At 73.4% G+C, this 13,235-nt stretch carries 15 protein-coding genes and 1 pseudogene; 14 read left to right on the forward strand and 2 right to left on the reverse strand.

The window, feature by feature from the left end; translation table 11 throughout:
* Positions 1-89: 89 nt before the first annotated feature.
* From glmS to JS521_RS19615, 8 genes and pseudogenes are all read left to right on the forward strand, one after another.
* A pseudogene (gene glmS, locus JS521_RS19580) lies at positions 90-1,742 on the forward strand (glutamine--fructose-6-phosphate transaminase (isomerizing)); the annotation flags it as partial.
* A 27-nt stretch (positions 1,743-1,769) separates the two neighbouring features.
* Complete coding sequence (locus JS521_RS19585; RefSeq protein WP_205084272.1) at positions 1,770-2,138, forward strand: holo-ACP synthase; 369 nt, start codon at positions 1,770-1,772, stop codon at positions 2,136-2,138.
* A gap of 138 nt (positions 2,139-2,276) precedes the next feature.
* The gene (locus tag JS521_RS19590; RefSeq protein ID WP_205084273.1) at positions 2,277-3,725 is read left to right on the forward strand and encodes an NAD(P)H-hydrate dehydratase; all 1,449 of its coding nucleotides are present in this window, start codon (positions 2,277-2,279) and stop codon (positions 3,723-3,725) included.
* A gap of 20 nt (positions 3,726-3,745) precedes the next feature.
* Positions 3,746-4,123, forward strand: coding sequence for a DUF488 domain-containing protein (locus JS521_RS19595; protein ID WP_205084274.1), 378 nt, complete (start codon positions 3,746-3,748; stop codon positions 4,121-4,123).
* A gap of 60 nt (positions 4,124-4,183) precedes the next feature.
* A complete protein-coding gene (gene alr / locus JS521_RS19600) occupies positions 4,184-5,356 on the forward strand; it encodes an alanine racemase (protein WP_205084275.1) in 1,173 nt (390 codons plus the stop codon).
* Positions 5,353-6,606, forward strand: a complete 1,254-nt coding sequence (locus JS521_RS19605; RefSeq protein ID WP_205084276.1) for an alpha/beta fold hydrolase — start codon at positions 5,353-5,355, stop codon at positions 6,604-6,606. The genes alr and JS521_RS19605 overlap by 4 nt, the downstream gene beginning before the upstream one ends.
* On the forward strand, positions 6,575-7,144 hold the full coding sequence (tsaE, locus tag JS521_RS19610) for a tRNA (adenosine(37)-N6)-threonylcarbamoyltransferase complex ATPase subunit type 1 TsaE (RefSeq protein WP_205084277.1): 570 nt from the start codon (positions 6,575-6,577) through the stop codon (positions 7,142-7,144). Before JS521_RS19605 ends, tsaE begins: the two co-directional genes overlap by 32 nt.
* Positions 7,145-7,306: 162 nt before the next feature.
* Complete coding sequence (locus JS521_RS19615) at positions 7,307-7,531, forward strand: hypothetical protein (RefSeq protein ID WP_205084278.1); 225 nt, start codon at positions 7,307-7,309, stop codon at positions 7,529-7,531.
* Here JS521_RS19615 and JS521_RS19620 read toward each other — a convergent pair.
* Both JS521_RS19620 and JS521_RS19625 read right to left on the reverse strand, forming a co-directional pair.
* On the reverse strand, positions 7,528-8,484 hold the full coding sequence (locus JS521_RS19620) for an IS481 family transposase (RefSeq protein ID WP_205084279.1): 957 nt from the start codon (positions 8,482-8,484) through the stop codon (positions 7,528-7,530). The genes JS521_RS19615 and JS521_RS19620 overlap by 4 nt on opposite strands.
* A 115-nt stretch (positions 8,485-8,599) precedes the next feature.
* A complete protein-coding gene (locus JS521_RS19625) occupies positions 8,600-9,193 on the reverse strand; it encodes a L,D-transpeptidase (RefSeq protein WP_205084280.1) in 594 nt (197 codons plus the stop codon).
* 136 nt (positions 9,194-9,329) lie between these two features.
* Between JS521_RS19625 and tsaB the strand changes: the two genes are divergently transcribed.
* From tsaB to JS521_RS19655, 6 genes are all read left to right on the forward strand, one after another.
* Positions 9,330-9,977, forward strand: a complete 648-nt coding sequence (tsaB, locus tag JS521_RS19630; RefSeq protein ID WP_205084286.1) for a tRNA (adenosine(37)-N6)-threonylcarbamoyltransferase complex dimerization subunit type 1 TsaB — start codon at positions 9,330-9,332, stop codon at positions 9,975-9,977.
* A 29-nt stretch (positions 9,978-10,006) separates the two neighbouring features.
* The gene (gene rimI / locus JS521_RS19635) at positions 10,007-10,507 is read left to right on the forward strand and encodes a ribosomal protein S18-alanine N-acetyltransferase (RefSeq protein WP_205084287.1); all 501 of its coding nucleotides are present in this window, start codon (positions 10,007-10,009) and stop codon (positions 10,505-10,507) included.
* Positions 10,507-11,631, forward strand: a complete 1,125-nt coding sequence (gene tsaD / locus JS521_RS19640) for a tRNA (adenosine(37)-N6)-threonylcarbamoyltransferase complex transferase subunit TsaD (RefSeq protein WP_205084281.1) — start codon at positions 10,507-10,509, stop codon at positions 11,629-11,631. Before rimI ends, tsaD begins: the two co-directional genes overlap by 1 nt.
* Positions 11,628-11,897 carry a hypothetical protein gene (locus JS521_RS19645; RefSeq protein ID WP_205084282.1) on the forward strand — a complete coding sequence of 90 codons (270 nt, stop codon included), beginning with the start codon at positions 11,628-11,630 and terminating at the stop codon, positions 11,895-11,897. The genes tsaD and JS521_RS19645 overlap by 4 nt, the downstream gene beginning before the upstream one ends.
* 113 nt (positions 11,898-12,010) lie before the next feature.
* A complete protein-coding gene (locus JS521_RS19650; protein ID WP_205084283.1) occupies positions 12,011-12,475 on the forward strand; it encodes a VOC family protein in 465 nt (154 codons plus the stop codon).
* Between the two features lie 79 nt (positions 12,476-12,554).
* The coding region (locus JS521_RS19655) for a hypothetical protein (RefSeq protein WP_239487528.1) at positions 12,555-13,235 on the forward strand (681 nt) is incomplete at its 3' end.

Consider the following 13,235-nt stretch of genomic DNA (forward strand, 5'->3'; position numbering starts at 1 on the left):
TTGTCGGGCTGGGGGGGCCCCCCCACAGCATTATGGGGGGCTGTGGGGCCATGTGGTATATGGGCGGGGGCGCCCGGCCGTGGCGGGCGGGGCGGACCGGCATCGGGCACACCCGCTGGGCGACCCACGGAGCGCCCACCGACGTCAACGCCCACCCGCACCTGGACAACGCGGGCCGGGTCGCCGTCGTGCACAACGGGATCATCGAGAACTTCGCGGCCCTGCGCCGCGAGCTGACCGGGCGCGGGCACGCCCTGGAGTCGGAGACGGACACCGAGGTCGTCGGGCATCTGCTGGCCGAGGCGTTCTCGGCGGGCGGGGACCTGGCGGACGCGATGCGGCAGGTGTGCCGGCGGCTGGAAGGGGCCTTCACCCTCGTCGCCGTCCACGCGGACCAGCCGGACGTCGTCGTCGGCGCGCGGCGCAACTCCCCGCTCGTGGTGGGCGTAGGCCAGGACGAGTGGTTCCTCGCCTCCGACGTCGCCGCCTTCATCGCCCACACCCGCTCCGCGATCGAGCTGGGCCAGGACCAGGTCGTCGAGCTGAGCCCCGAGGGCGTCACCGTCACCGGGTTCGACGGGGAGCCGGCGGACGTACGGGAGTACCACGTCGACTGGGACGCCTCCGCCGCCGAGAAGGGCGGCTACGCCTCCTTCATGCTCAAGGAGATCGCCGACCAGCCCCAGGCCGTCGCCGACACCCTCCTCGGCCGGGTCGACGGCGAGGGCGCGCTCCACCTCGACGAGGTCCGCATCCCCGACGCCGAACTCCGCGAGGTCGACAAGGTCGTCATCGTCGCCTGCGGGACCGCGTTCCACGCCGGGATGATCGCCAAGTACGCCATCGAGCACTGGACCCGGCTGCCCTGCGAGACCGAGCTGGCCAGCGAGTTCCGCTACCGCGACCCGATCCTCGACCAGCGCACTCTCGTCGTCGCCATCTCCCAGTCCGGCGAGACCATGGACACCCTGATGGCCCTGCGGCACGCCCGCGAACAGGGCGCGAAGGTGCTCGCCATCTGCAACACCAACGGCTCGACGATCCCGCGCGAATCCGACGCCGTGCTCTACACCCACGCCGGGCCCGAGGTCGCCGTCGCCTCCACCAAGGCCTTCCTCACCCAGCTCGTCGCCTGCTATCTCGTCGCCCTCTACCTCGGCCAGGTGCGCGGCACCAAGTGGGGCGACGAGATCCGTACGGTGGTGCGCCAGCTCTCCGCGATCTCCGCCGAGGTGGAGAGCGTCCTGTCGACCATGGAGCCCGTACGCGAGCTGGCTCGGTCCCTCGCCCACCACGACACGGTCCTGTTCGTCGGTCGGCACGTGGGCTATCCGGTCGCCCTCGAAGGAGCGCTCAAGCTCAAGGAACTCGCCTACATGCACGCCGAGGGGTTCGCGGCCGGCGAGCTGAAGCACGGGCCCATCGCGCTCATCGAGGAGGGCCTCCCGGTCGTCGTCGTCGTCCCCTCACCGCGCGGGCGTTCCGTCCTCCACGACAAGATCGTCTCCAACATCCAGGAGATGCGGGCCCGGGGCGCGCTCACGATCGTCGTCGCCGAGGAGGGCGACGAGGCCGTCGTCCCGTACACCGACCACCTCATCACCGTCCCCGCAACGCCTACGCTGCTTCAGCCGCTGGTCGCCACCGTGCCGCTCCAGGTCTTCGCCTGCGAGCTGGCGACGGCCCGCGGCAACGAAGTGGACCAGCCGCGCAACCTGGCGAAGTCCGTGACCGTGGAGTGAGCAAGTGAGCGAACGAGGGTGGGGGCCGTGATCATTGGGGTCGGGATCGACGTGGCCGAGATCGAGCGGTTCGGCGCCGCGCTGGAGCGTACGCCGCAGCTGGCCGACCGGCTCTTCGTCGGCGACGAGCTGACGCTGCCGAGCGGCGAGCGGCGCGGGGTCGCCTCGCTCGCCGCCCGGTTCGCCGCGAAGGAGGCCCTGGCCAAGGCGCTCGGCGCACCGGGCGGGCTGCTCTGGAGCGACGCGGAGGTCTGGGTCGAGGAGAGCGGGCAGCCCCGGCTGCGGGTGCGCGGCACGGTCGCCGCCCGCGCGGCCGAACTGGGCGTGCGCGGCTGGCACGTCTCGCTCAGCCATGACGCGGGGGTGGCGTCGGCGGTGGTGATCGCGGAGGGGTGAGCCCCCCCGCAGCGATGAACCCCGCCGCGCCCCACGACGCCGGCCGACGGACCCGCCGCGCCCCACGACGTCGGCCGATGAACCCGCCACGCCCCACGACGCTGGCGTCCGGCCCCCTGATCGCGGAGGGTTGGGCCCATGCGACGTGCCTACAGCGTGGAGACCGTACGGGCCGCCGAGGCCGCCCTCATGCAACGCCTGCCCGAGGGCGCCCTGATGCAGCGCGCCGCCGCCGGGCTCGCCGTGGCCTGCGGCGATCTGCTGCGGCGCAACGGGCGGGTGTACGGGGCCCGGGTCCTGCTCCTGGTCGGCAGCGGCGACAACGGCGGCGACGCGCTGTACGCCGGCGCCCGCCTCGCCCGCCGGGGCGCGGGCGTGCGGGCCCTGCTGCTCGCCCCCGACCGGGCCCACCCCGGCGGCCTCGCCGCGTTCCGCGCCGCCGGTGGACAGGTCGTCGACGGGCCGGACGGGCTCGGCGTGCTCGACCTCGTCGTGGACGGCATCACCGGCATCGGCGGGCGCGGCGGGCTGCGCGAGGACGCCACCGAGCTGCTGCACACGGTGACCCGGGACCGTACCCCCGTGATCGCCGTCGACCTGCCGAGCGGGGTGGAGGCCGACACCGGGGAGGTGCACGGCGAGGCCGTCCGGGCGGACGCCACCGTCACCTTCGGGACGTACAAGCCGGGCCTGCTGATCGACCCGGCCGCCGAACACGCGGGCGCCCTGCGGCTGGTGGACATCGGGCTCGGCCCGGATCTGCCCGAGCCGCCGGACCTGGAGGCACTCCAGTACGCGGACGTGGCCGCGCTGCTGCCGGTGCCGGGCGCGGAGAGCGACAAGTACCGGCGCGGCGTCGTCGGCGTCGTCGCCGGGTCCGAGCGCTACCCGGGCGCCGCCGTCCTCGCCGTCGCGGGCGCGCTGCGCGGCGGGGCCGGGGCCGTGCGGTACGTCGGACCGGGCGCGGACGCGGTGATCGCCCGGTTCCCCGAGGCGCTGGTGCACGCCGGGCCGCCCTCGAAGGCCGGGCGGGTGCAGGCCTGGGTGGTCGGGCCGGGGCTGGGGGACGGGCGGCAGGCCGAGGCGGCCGTCGCCGATGTGCTCGCCGCCGACGTGCCCGTGCTCGTGGACGCGGACGGGCTGCGGCTGCTGGACGCCGAGACCGTACGGCCCAGGACCGCCCCGACCGTCCTGACCCCGCACGCCGGGGAGGCCGCCGCGCTGCTCGGCACGGCCCGCGAGGAGGTCGAGAGCGGGCGGCTCACCGCCGTGCGCGAACTGGCCGCCCGCTACCGCGCGACCGTGCTGCTCAAGGGCTCCACCACCCTGATCGCGGAGGCCCGCGACACCCCCGTCCGGGTCAACCCGACGGGGACGTCCTGGCTCGCCACTGCGGGCAGCGGCGACGTCCTCTCCGGTCTCACCGGCTCCCTGCTCGCGGCCGGGCTCGCCCCGCGCGACGCCGCGTCCGTCGGCGCGTACCTGCACGGGCTCGCCGCCCGGCACGGCTCGGACGGGGCCCCGGTCTCCGCGCAGGACGTCGCGGACGGCATCCCGGCGGCCTGGCGCGACGTGCGGGCGGGGTGAGCCCGGGCGATGGTGGGAGCGTGAGTGAACCCGTACGCGTACGCAGGGCCTACGACCCGGTCGAGGACGGCGACGGCACCCGGGTGCTGGTCGACCGGCTCTGGCCCCGGGGCGTCTCCAAGGAGCGGGCCGCCGTCGACGTATGGCTCAAGGACCTCACGCCCTCGGACGAGCTGCGCTCCTGGTACCACCACGACCGCACCGGCCGGCACGAGGAGTTCGTCGAGCGCTACCGCGCCGAACTGGACGACGCCGCGCACACGGAGGCAGTCGAGCGGCTGGCCGGGCTGGTGCGGGAGGGCGGGCCCGTCACCCTGATCACCGCCGCCAAAGACGTCGCCGACAGCCACGTGCCCGTGCTGGTCGACCACCTCAAGCATGTAATGAAACGTACATAAGTCCGGATACCGGCGTGCGTTGCCGGGGAGGCGGCGGACGCCTCTGAGAGACTGGGCGCGATGAACGAGACAGCGTCCCTGAGAGCCCGTGCCGAGATCGACCTCGCCGCGCTGCGCGCCAATGTGCGCGTCCTGCGCGAGCGGGCGGCCGGTGCGCAGCTCATGGCCGTGGTGAAGTCCGACGGGTACGGGCACGGGGCGGTGCCCTGTGCCAGGGCCGCGCGGGAGGCCGGGGCGACCTGGCTCGGCACCGCCACCCCGCACGAGGCGCTCGCCCTGCGGGCGGCCGGGCTCGACGGCCGGATCATGTGCTGGCTGTGGACGCCCGGCGGGCCCTGGCGCGAGGCGATCGAGGCCGACGTCGACGTATCGGCCGGCGGCATGTGGGCGCTGCGCGAGATCGTCGCCGCCGCCGAGGCCGCCGGCCGACCGGCCCGTGTCCAGCTCAAGGCCGACACCGGCCTCGGCCGGGGCGGCTGCCAGCCCGCCGACTGGCCCGAACTGGTCGGCGCGGCCCGCGACGCCGAACGGGCCGGGCACCTCCGGATCACCGGACTCTGGTCCCACTTCGCCTGCGCCGACGAGCCCGGCCACCCCTCGATCGCCGCCCAGCTCGCCGTCTACCGCGACCTGGTGGCGTACGCCGAGAAGGAAGGCGTGGAGCCCGAGGTGCGGCACCTGGCCAACTCCCCGGCCACGCTCACGATCCCCGAGGCGCACTTCGACCTCGTCCGGACCGGCATCGCGATGTACGGCATCTCGCCCGCCCCCGAGCTGGGCACATCCGCCGAGCTCGGGCTGCGCCCCGTGATGACGCTCGCCGCGGCCGTCGCCCTGGTCAAGGACGCCCCGGCCGGACACGGCGTCAGTTACGGCCACCACTACACGACGTCCGCCGACACGACCCTCGGCCTGATTCCGGTCGGTTACGCGGACGGGATCCCGCGCCACGCGTCGGGCAGCGGACCCGTCCTGGTCGGCGGCAAGGTGCGCAGGGTCGCGGGCCGGGTCGCCATGGACCAGTTCGTCGTCGACCTCGACGGCGACCGGCCCGAGGCGGGCGCGGAAGCGGTGCTGTTCGGGCCGGGCGACCGGGGCGAGCCGACCGCCCAGGACTGGGCGGAGGCCGCCGACACCATCGCGTACGAGATCGTCACCCGCATCGGCGCGCGCGTGCCCCGGGTGTACGTGAACGAGACGGCCGACGAGCTGACCGGGGGCAGGGCGCAGTGAGCGAGAGCAGCGCGGAGGCCGTGGTGGCCGCGACCGCGAACGTGGCGGGCGCGGCCGGTGCGGCGAACTGGCGGCGCGCCGGGATCGCCGGGGCCGCGATAGGGGTGCTCGCCGCGGGCGCGGCGGCCGGGGTCGCCGTCGAGCGGCTCACCGTCGGGCGCGGCATGCGCAAGAAGGCCCGCCTCGCGCTGGACGCGACCGGGCCCTACGGCTCGCTGCGCGGCACCCCGGGCCGGGCCGTCGCCGACGACGGCACCGAGCTGTACTACGAGATCGACGAGGTGGAGGCAGCGCCGACGACGGCCGACGAGAACACCTCCTCCGGCACCCGTCGCCGCCGGCTCTTCGGCCGCAAGGCCCCCGCCCCGGTCACCGTCGTCTTCAGCCATGGCTACTGCCTCGGCCAGGACTCCTGGCACTTCCAGCGGGCCGCCCTGCGCGGCCTCGTCCGGGCCGTCTACTGGGACCAGCGCAGCCACGGCCGCTCCGAGCGCGGGCGGTCCCAGGCGGACGGGGTGCCGGTCGGCATCGACCAGCTAGGCCGCGATCTGAAGGCGGTCATCGACGCGGCGGCCCCCGATGGCCCGGTGGTGCTGGCCGGGCACTCCATGGGCGGCATGACGATGATGGCGCTGGCCGACCAGTACCCGGCGCTGATCCGCGACCGGGTCGCCGCCGTCGCCCTGATCGGCACCTCCAGCGGCAAGCTCGGCGAGGTCAACTTCGGGCTGCCGGTGGCGGGCGTGAACGCGGTGCGCCGGGTGCTGCCGGGCGTGCTGAAGGCGCTGGGCTCGCAGGCGGAGCTGGTGGAGAAGGGGCGGCGGGCCACCGCGGACCTCTTCGCCGGGCTGATCAAGCGGTATTCGTTCGGCTCGAAGGACGTGGATCCGGCGGTCGCCCGGTTCGCGGAGCGGCTGATCGAGGCCACCCCGATCGATGTGGTCGCCGAGTTCTACCCGGCGTTCACCGAGCACGACAAGAGCGGCGCGCTGCCCGGGTTCCGTGACGTGCCCGTGCTGATCCTGGCCGGGGACAAGGACCTGGTGACGCCCAGCTCGCACAGCGAGGCCATCGCGGACGTCCTGCCCGAAGCCGAGCTGGTGATCGTGCCGGACGCCGGGCACCTGGTGATGCTGGAGCACCCGGAGACCGTCACGGACCGGCTGGCCGACCTGCTCGTCCGCAGCGGCGCGGTGCCGGCCGCTAACGTTGGCGGACATGGAAGCACCGCACAACAGCCCGGCCGCTGAGACCGCACCGGAGACCGCCGGGGAGCCCTTCCCCGGGCCCGCCGGGGCCGTGCCCGAGGCCGTCACCGTGACGCTCACCGTCACGTCCCCCGAACAGATGCAGGACCTGGGCCGCCGCCTCGCCCGCGTGCTGGCCCCCGGCGACCTCGTGATGCTCACGGGAGAGCTGGGCGCCGGGAAGACGACGCTGACCCGTGGCCTCGGCGAGGGCCTCGGCGTACGCGGCGCGGTCACCTCGCCCACCTTCGTCATCGCCCGCGTCCACCCCTCGCTGGTCCAGGGCCCGGCCCTGGTCCACGTCGACGCGTACCGCCTGGGCGGCGGGCTCGACGAGATGGAGGACCTGGACCTGGACGTGTCGCTGCCGGAGTCGGTGGTGGTCGTGGAGTGGGGCGACGGCAAGGTCGAGGAGCTGTCGGAGGACCGGCTGCGGGTCCTCATCGACCGGGCGACCGGCGACACCGACGACGAGCGGCGCGAGGTGACCCTGGTGGGCATCGGGGCGCGCTGGGCGGGGCTGCGGGAGGAGCTGGCGTAACGCCCCCGGGAGAACAGCCTGCGGGAAGGCCCCCGGGGGTGGCCTTCCCGACAGCACGTCGGTAAATTGTTGCGCGGGAGACCGTGGTCATGGTCACATGGGTACGAGGTGTGGTTAGGCTTACCTAACCGCGCCCTCCACCGGAGCCCCCAGGAGGCATCCATGCCGACGCCCGAGCGCGCAGCGCGACCGCAGCCGCGAACGACTCCGTCCGCCCTGTCAGCCCCGTCCGCCCTGTCGATGAAAGACCTGCTGGCCTCGTGCGCCGCGGCCACCGCGGTCTCCACCCCGCCGAGCGACACCACGGACGGCTGTGAAGCGTCCGACGCGGCGGACCGGGACGGGGGCGGCGGCCACACAGACGCCGTCCGGCGCCACGCGGCCTAGGTGTATTGACCCGCAGGGTTGTTGACGCGGGTGATGGGGGGCTGGCCTGCGAGTGCGGTGTGGCTGCGGTGGTGGTTGTAGGTGTGGAGGAAGTCTGCCAGGGCTGCTGTGCGCTCGTTGTTGGAGGTGTAGGGCCGTTGGTAGGCCCATTCGTCGAGGAGGGTGCGGTTGAAGCGTTCGACCTTGCCGTTGGTCTGGGGCCGGTAGGCGCGGGTGAGTTTGCCGGTGGCGCCGAGGTCGGCCAGGGCGGCTTTCCAGGCCAGGCCCTTGCGGTAGGCCCAGGCGTTGTCCGTGAGGACGCGTTCGATGCGGGTGATGCCGTGCGCGCGGAAGAAGGCGGCCGCGCGGGTAAGGAAGCCTGCGCAGGTCGTGACCTTCTCGTCGGGGTGGATCTCGCTGTAGGCGAGGCGTGAGTGGTCATCGACTGCGGAGTGGATGTAATCGAAGCCCATGTTGCTGCGGGTGGCCCGGCCGGCCTGGCGGCCCAGTACCTTGTGGCCGCCGCCGTCGGGAATCCGGCCGAGCTTCTTCACGTCGATGTGGATCAGCTCGCCGGGGCGGTCGCGTTCGTAGCGGCGGATCACGGCCCCGGTCGGGCGGTCGAGCCAGGAGAGCCGGTTCAGCCGGTGACGGGTCAGAACGCGGTGCACGGTCGAGGCGGGCAGGCCAAGGATCGGGCCGATCCGGGCCGGTCCGAGCTTGCGGTCGGTGCGCAGCTTGCAGATACGTGCCTCGATGTCCGTCGGGGTCCGGTGCGGTGTCCGCAGGGGCCTGCTGGAGCGGTCGGCCAGGCCTGCCTCGCCCTCGATCCGCCAGCGGCGCAGCCACTTGTGGGCCGTTGCTCGTGAGATCCCCATCTCGGCCGCGACATGCGCGACCGGGCGGCCCGAGCAGACACGTTCGACCAGCAGGCGCCTCCCGAAAACGGTCAGCCGGGCATTACGGTGGGACATGAAGGCCTCCGTGCGGTGAAGATTCGACACCTCCACCACACACGGGGGCCTTCACCATGATCAAGCCCGGCCCGTGTCAACAACGCTCGTGATCAATACACCTAGGGCCTGTCGGTTACGGGACGACGACGACCTTCGCGCCGACCGTCGCGAAGGTCCACATCGCGTTGCCGTCCGAGCGCTTCATCCGCACGCCGCCGGTCTTCGACGTCGGGTCCGGGCTGGCCATCGAGCCGTCCTGCGCGGCGCTGAAGCCGATCGCCACCTCGTCCACGTTCGCGAAGCGGACCACGTGCTCGATCGGGACGCCGTCCGAGCCCTGGACCGTGCCGGAGCGCGAGGTGACCTTGTGGACCCCGGGCGGCGGGCTGATGGGGCTCGGCATGACGGTGAAGGTCCGGATCGACTTCCCGTCCTCGTTGACCAGCCACACCCGGCGGTCCTTCAGCGCGTACACCACGCGCTCGCCCTTGCCGGACGCCGCCGGGATCGCCAGCGGGTCGGCCGGCTTCGGCTTGGCGGAGGGCTTGGCCGGAGCCGTGGCGGAGGTCTTCGGGCCGGGCGTGGAGGCCACCGAACCGGGGGCGTTCGCCGAGGCCTGGTAGGCGAGGAAGGCGACCGCGGCGACCGCCGCCGCGGTGAGCCCGGCCACGATTCCCGAGCTGCTCCTTGCCACCTGAACTCCCCTTTCGGCGGCCGTCTGCCGCATGTCCTACAAGCGTTTACGTCGTACCCGCCGGATACCCGGTGACGGTAGCAGCAGCACGGGTACGGGCCGGGACGCCGTACGGACGCCGTAACGCCGTCGGCGGAGCCGTAGGCTATTTGCTGTGCTCTTGCTCGCCATGGATACCGCCACGCCCGCCGTCACCGTCGCCCTGCACGACGGTACGTCCGTCATCGCCTCCTCCGGGCAGGTCGACGCCCGCCGGCACGGGGAGCTGCTGCTCCCCGCCGTCGACCGGGTCCTCGCCGAGGCCGGGACGAAGATCGACGCCGTGACGGGCGTGGTCGTGGGCGTCGGCCCCGGCCCGTACACCGGCCTGCGCGTCGGCCTGGTCACCGCCGCCACCTTCGGCTCCGCCCTCTCCGTACCGGTCCACGGCCTCTGCACCCTGGACGGGATCGCGTACGCCGCGGGGCAGGACGGCCTGGAGGGCCCCTTCGTCGTGGCGACGGACGCCCGCCGCAAGGAGGTGTACTGGGCGCGGTACGAGGACGCCCGCACCCGTACGGGCGAACCCGCCGTCGACCGGCCCGCCGACATCGCCCAAGCCGTCGCCGGGCTCCCCGTGGTCGGCGCGGGCGCGGTGCTCTACCCGGAGTCCTTCCCGGACGCGCGCGGCCCCGAGCACGTGGCCGCCGGGGCGCTCGCCGTGCTCGCCGCCGAGCGCCTCGCCGCCGGGCAGGAACTGCTGGAGCCCCAGCCGCTCTATCTGCGCCGGCCCGACGCCCAGGTCCCGAAGAACTACAAGGTGGTCACCCCCAAGTGAGCGCCGCCGCCACCGCCGTCCTGCGCGAGATGCGCTGGTGGGACATCGAACCGGTGCTGGAGCTCGAACACGCGCTGTTCCCGGACGACGCCTGGTCGCCCGGCATGTTCTGGTCCGAGCTGGCCCACGCCCGCGGCCCCGGCGCCACCCGCCACTACGTCGTCGCCGAGGAGCCCGCCAGCGGCCGGATCGTCGGGTACGCGGGGCTCGCCGCCCTCGGCGACCTCTCCGACGTCCAGACCATCGCGGTCAGCCGCGAGGCCTGGGGCACCGGCCTCGGCTCCGAACTCCTCACCGATCTGCTGAAGGCCGCGACCGCCTTCGAGTGCGCCACCGTGCTGCTGGAGGTCCGGGTCGACAACACCCGGGCGCAGAAGCTGTACGAGCGCTTCGGCTTCGAGCCGATCGGCTTCCGGCGCGGCTACTACCAGCCGGGGAACATCGACGCCCTGGTCATGCGCCTCACCCTGCACGAAGACACCCCGCACGAAGACGCAACGGACAACGCACCAGAGACCGGGACTGAATGATGGCTGCCGACGAACCCCTCGTGCTCGGCATCGAGACCTCCTGCGACGAGACCGGCGTCGGCATCGTGCGCGGCACGACCCTGCTCGCCGACGCCGTCGCCTCCAGCGTCGACACCCACGCCCGCTTCGGCGGCGTCGTCCCGGAGATCGCATCGCGCGCCCACCTGGAGGCGATGGTCCCCACCATCGAGCGCGCCCTGAAGGAAGCGGGCGTCAGCGCCCGCGACCTCGACGGGATCGCCGTCACCTCAGGACCCGGACTCGCGGGCGCGCTGCTGGTCGGAGTCTCGGCCGCGAAGGCGTACGCGTACGCCCTCGGCAAGCCGCTCTACGGGGTCAACCACCTCGCCTCGCACATCTGCGTCGACCAGCTGGAGCACGGGCCGCTGCCCGAGCCGACGATGGCCCTGCTCGTCAGCGGGGGCCACTCCTCCCTGCTCCTGGCTCCCGACATCACCAGTGACGTCCGGCCGCTCGGCGCGACGATCGACGACGCGGCCGGCGAGGCCTTCGACAAGATCGCCCGGGTGCTGAATCTGGGCTTCCCCGGCGGTCCCGTCATCGACCGGCTCGCGAAGGAGGGCGACCCGAAGTCGATCGCCTTCCCGCGCGGTCTGACCGGCCCGCGCGACGCCCCGTACGACTTCTCCTTCTCCGGGCTGAAGACCTCGGTGGCCCGCTGGATCGAGGCGAAGCGCGCGGCGGGCGAGGAGGTGCCCGTACGGGATGTGGCGGCGTCCTTCCAGGAGGCCGTGGTGGACGTGCTCACGCGAAAGGCGGTGCGCGCCTGCAAGGACGAGGGCGTCGACCACCTGATGATCGGCGGCGGCGTCGCGGCCAACTCCCGGCTGCGCGCGCTGGCGCAGGAGCGGTGCGAGCGGGCCGGGATCCGGCTGCGGGTGCCGCGCCCGAAGCTCTGCACCGACAACGGCGCGATGGTCGCGGCGCTCGGCGCGGAGATGGTCGCCCGCAACCGGCTCCCCTCCGACCTGGAGCTGTCGGCCGACTCCTCGCTGCCGGTCACGGAGCCGCACGTGCCGGGGGCCCACCACGAGCACACCCACTCGCACTCCCACGACCACGATCACGTGCACGAGGTCAGCAAGGACAACCTGTACTCATGAGCGGCGCGACCATCGTCCTGATGTGGGAGGCCCGGGCCGTGGAGGGCCGGGGCGGCGAGCTTCTGGAGTGGGCCCGCGCCCGCTCCGCCGAGCTGTCCCGCGAGCCCGCCCGCCGCGAACTGCTGCGCGCCCCGCAGGACCGGGTGCTCGTGATGACCTGGTGGCCGGACGCCTCGTACGGTGACGACCTCCCCGAACTCCCCGAGCCCGACGCCGCCCTGATCACCCGGGCCGTGCACCGGTGGCGGTTCGAAGCAGTGGGGTGAGGCGCGGCGGCCCGTCGCGTGTCCGATGAGTTCCGGCGGCGGGTCCGGTCTACCTTCCACGTCGTCCGGACCGCCCGGCCCGGACGTGTGGACGGCCCGAAGAGGTGAAGGTCATGCAGAAGATCACCCCCTGTCTCTGGTACGACGGCCAGGCCAAGGAGGCGGCCGAGCACTACGTCGCGATCTTCGGCGGTGACTCGCGGATCCTGGACGTCACCTATTACGGCGACGAGGCGCCCGGCCGGACGGGCTCGGTCCTCACCGTCGGCTTCCGGCTCGCCGGGCAGGACTACATGGGGCTCAACGGCGGCCCGCAGTTCCCGTTCACCGAGGCGATCTCGCTCTCCGTCGACTGCGCCGACCAGGCCGAGGTGGACCGCTTCTGGGACGCGCTCTCCGAGGGCGGCGAGGAGGGGCAGTGCGGCTGGCTCAAGGACAGGTTCGGGGTCTCCTGGCAGATCGTGCCGAACGAGCTGCCGCGCCTGCTGGCCGATCCGGACCCTGCGAAGGCGGACCGGGCCATGAAGGCGATGCTGGGCATGGGGAAGCTGGACATCCAGGCCCTGCGCGACGCCTGACCGGCAGTCCGGCCCCCGGGGCCGCATCGGTGGTGTCCTGAACGCTGACCCCTCGGGCCGCGTCGGTAGTGTTCTGCGCATGCCACGCCGTGCTCCGCTCCCGCCTCCTCCTCCGCCCGTCGAGATCCGCTCCTGGCCCGACCGCGAGGCGATGCTCGCCGACCGGGCGGTGGTCCTGGGCGAGTTGGTCAAGATGCACGTGGGTCCTGGGCGGCTCGGGCTGCTGGGGATGTGGGCCGCGCTCGCCGTGATCGGCTGGAGCCTGGTGGGCTCGGCCCTCGTCATGTTCGAGCAGGCGTCCGACTTCTTCAGCGGCATCGCCGGAATCATCTGCCTGGTCATCGGCGCGGCGGTCCTGATCCCGGCCGTCGCCTTCGTCTGCCTGGGCATCTCCCGGGACCGCGAGGTTCGTTCGCTGCTCGACGCCTGGGGCGCGCTGGACCGCGACCCGGAGTGTGACCGGCGGCTGCGGCTGCCCGGGGTGAGCCTCACCTGGCTGCTGCTGGCCTTCGTCCTGGGCGCGGCGGGGCTGGCCCTCTGCGTCATCGGGCCCGCGAGCGCGCGCCCGGGCCGGGAGACGTACGGGCTGATCGCCCTGGTGATGGGCATCGGCATGATCGGCTGGCTGACCGCGCTGATCGGCGCCACGAAGGCGCTGGCGCACCGTCGTTGGGTGCTGCGCGTGCTGATGGGGGCCGGGGCGGAGTCCTGTCTGATTAACACAACTCCCCGCCCACGACACAAGCAGAAATGCGGGTTT

It is taken from the genome of Streptomyces durocortorensis (genome assembly GCF_016901035.1).
Taxonomy (GTDB): Bacteria; Actinomycetota; Actinomycetes; order Streptomycetales; family Streptomycetaceae; genus Streptomyces; species Streptomyces durocortorensis.

Coding starts and splice junctions, on each gene's coding strand:
- JS521_RS19590 (WP_205084273.1), top strand. CDS start 2,277: ATGCGACGTGCCTACAGCGTGGAGACCGTACGGGCCGCCGAGGCCGCC.
- alr (WP_205084275.1), top strand. CDS start 4,184: ATGAACGAGACAGCGTCCCTGAGAGCCCGTGCCGAGATCGACCTCGCC.
- tsaE (WP_205084277.1), top strand. CDS start 6,575: ATGGAAGCACCGCACAACAGCCCGGCCGCTGAGACCGCACCGGAGACC.
- JS521_RS19615 (WP_205084278.1), top strand. CDS start 7,307: ATGCCGACGCCCGAGCGCGCAGCGCGACCGCAGCCGCGAACGACTCCG.
- JS521_RS19620 (WP_205084279.1), bottom strand. CDS start 8,484: ATGTCCCACCGTAATGCCCGGCTGACCGTTTTCGGGAGGCGCCTGCTG.
- JS521_RS19625 (WP_205084280.1), bottom strand. CDS start 9,193: ATGCGGCAGACGGCCGCCGAAAGGGGAGTTCAGGTGGCAAGGAGCAGC.
- tsaB (WP_205084286.1), top strand. CDS start 9,330: ATGGATACCGCCACGCCCGCCGTCACCGTCGCCCTGCACGACGGTACG.
- rimI (WP_205084287.1), top strand. CDS start 10,007: ATGCGCTGGTGGGACATCGAACCGGTGCTGGAGCTCGAACACGCGCTG.
- tsaD (WP_205084281.1), top strand. CDS start 10,507: ATGGCTGCCGACGAACCCCTCGTGCTCGGCATCGAGACCTCCTGCGAC.
- JS521_RS19645 (WP_205084282.1), top strand. CDS start 11,628: ATGAGCGGCGCGACCATCGTCCTGATGTGGGAGGCCCGGGCCGTGGAG.
- JS521_RS19650 (WP_205084283.1), top strand. CDS start 12,011: ATGCAGAAGATCACCCCCTGTCTCTGGTACGACGGCCAGGCCAAGGAG.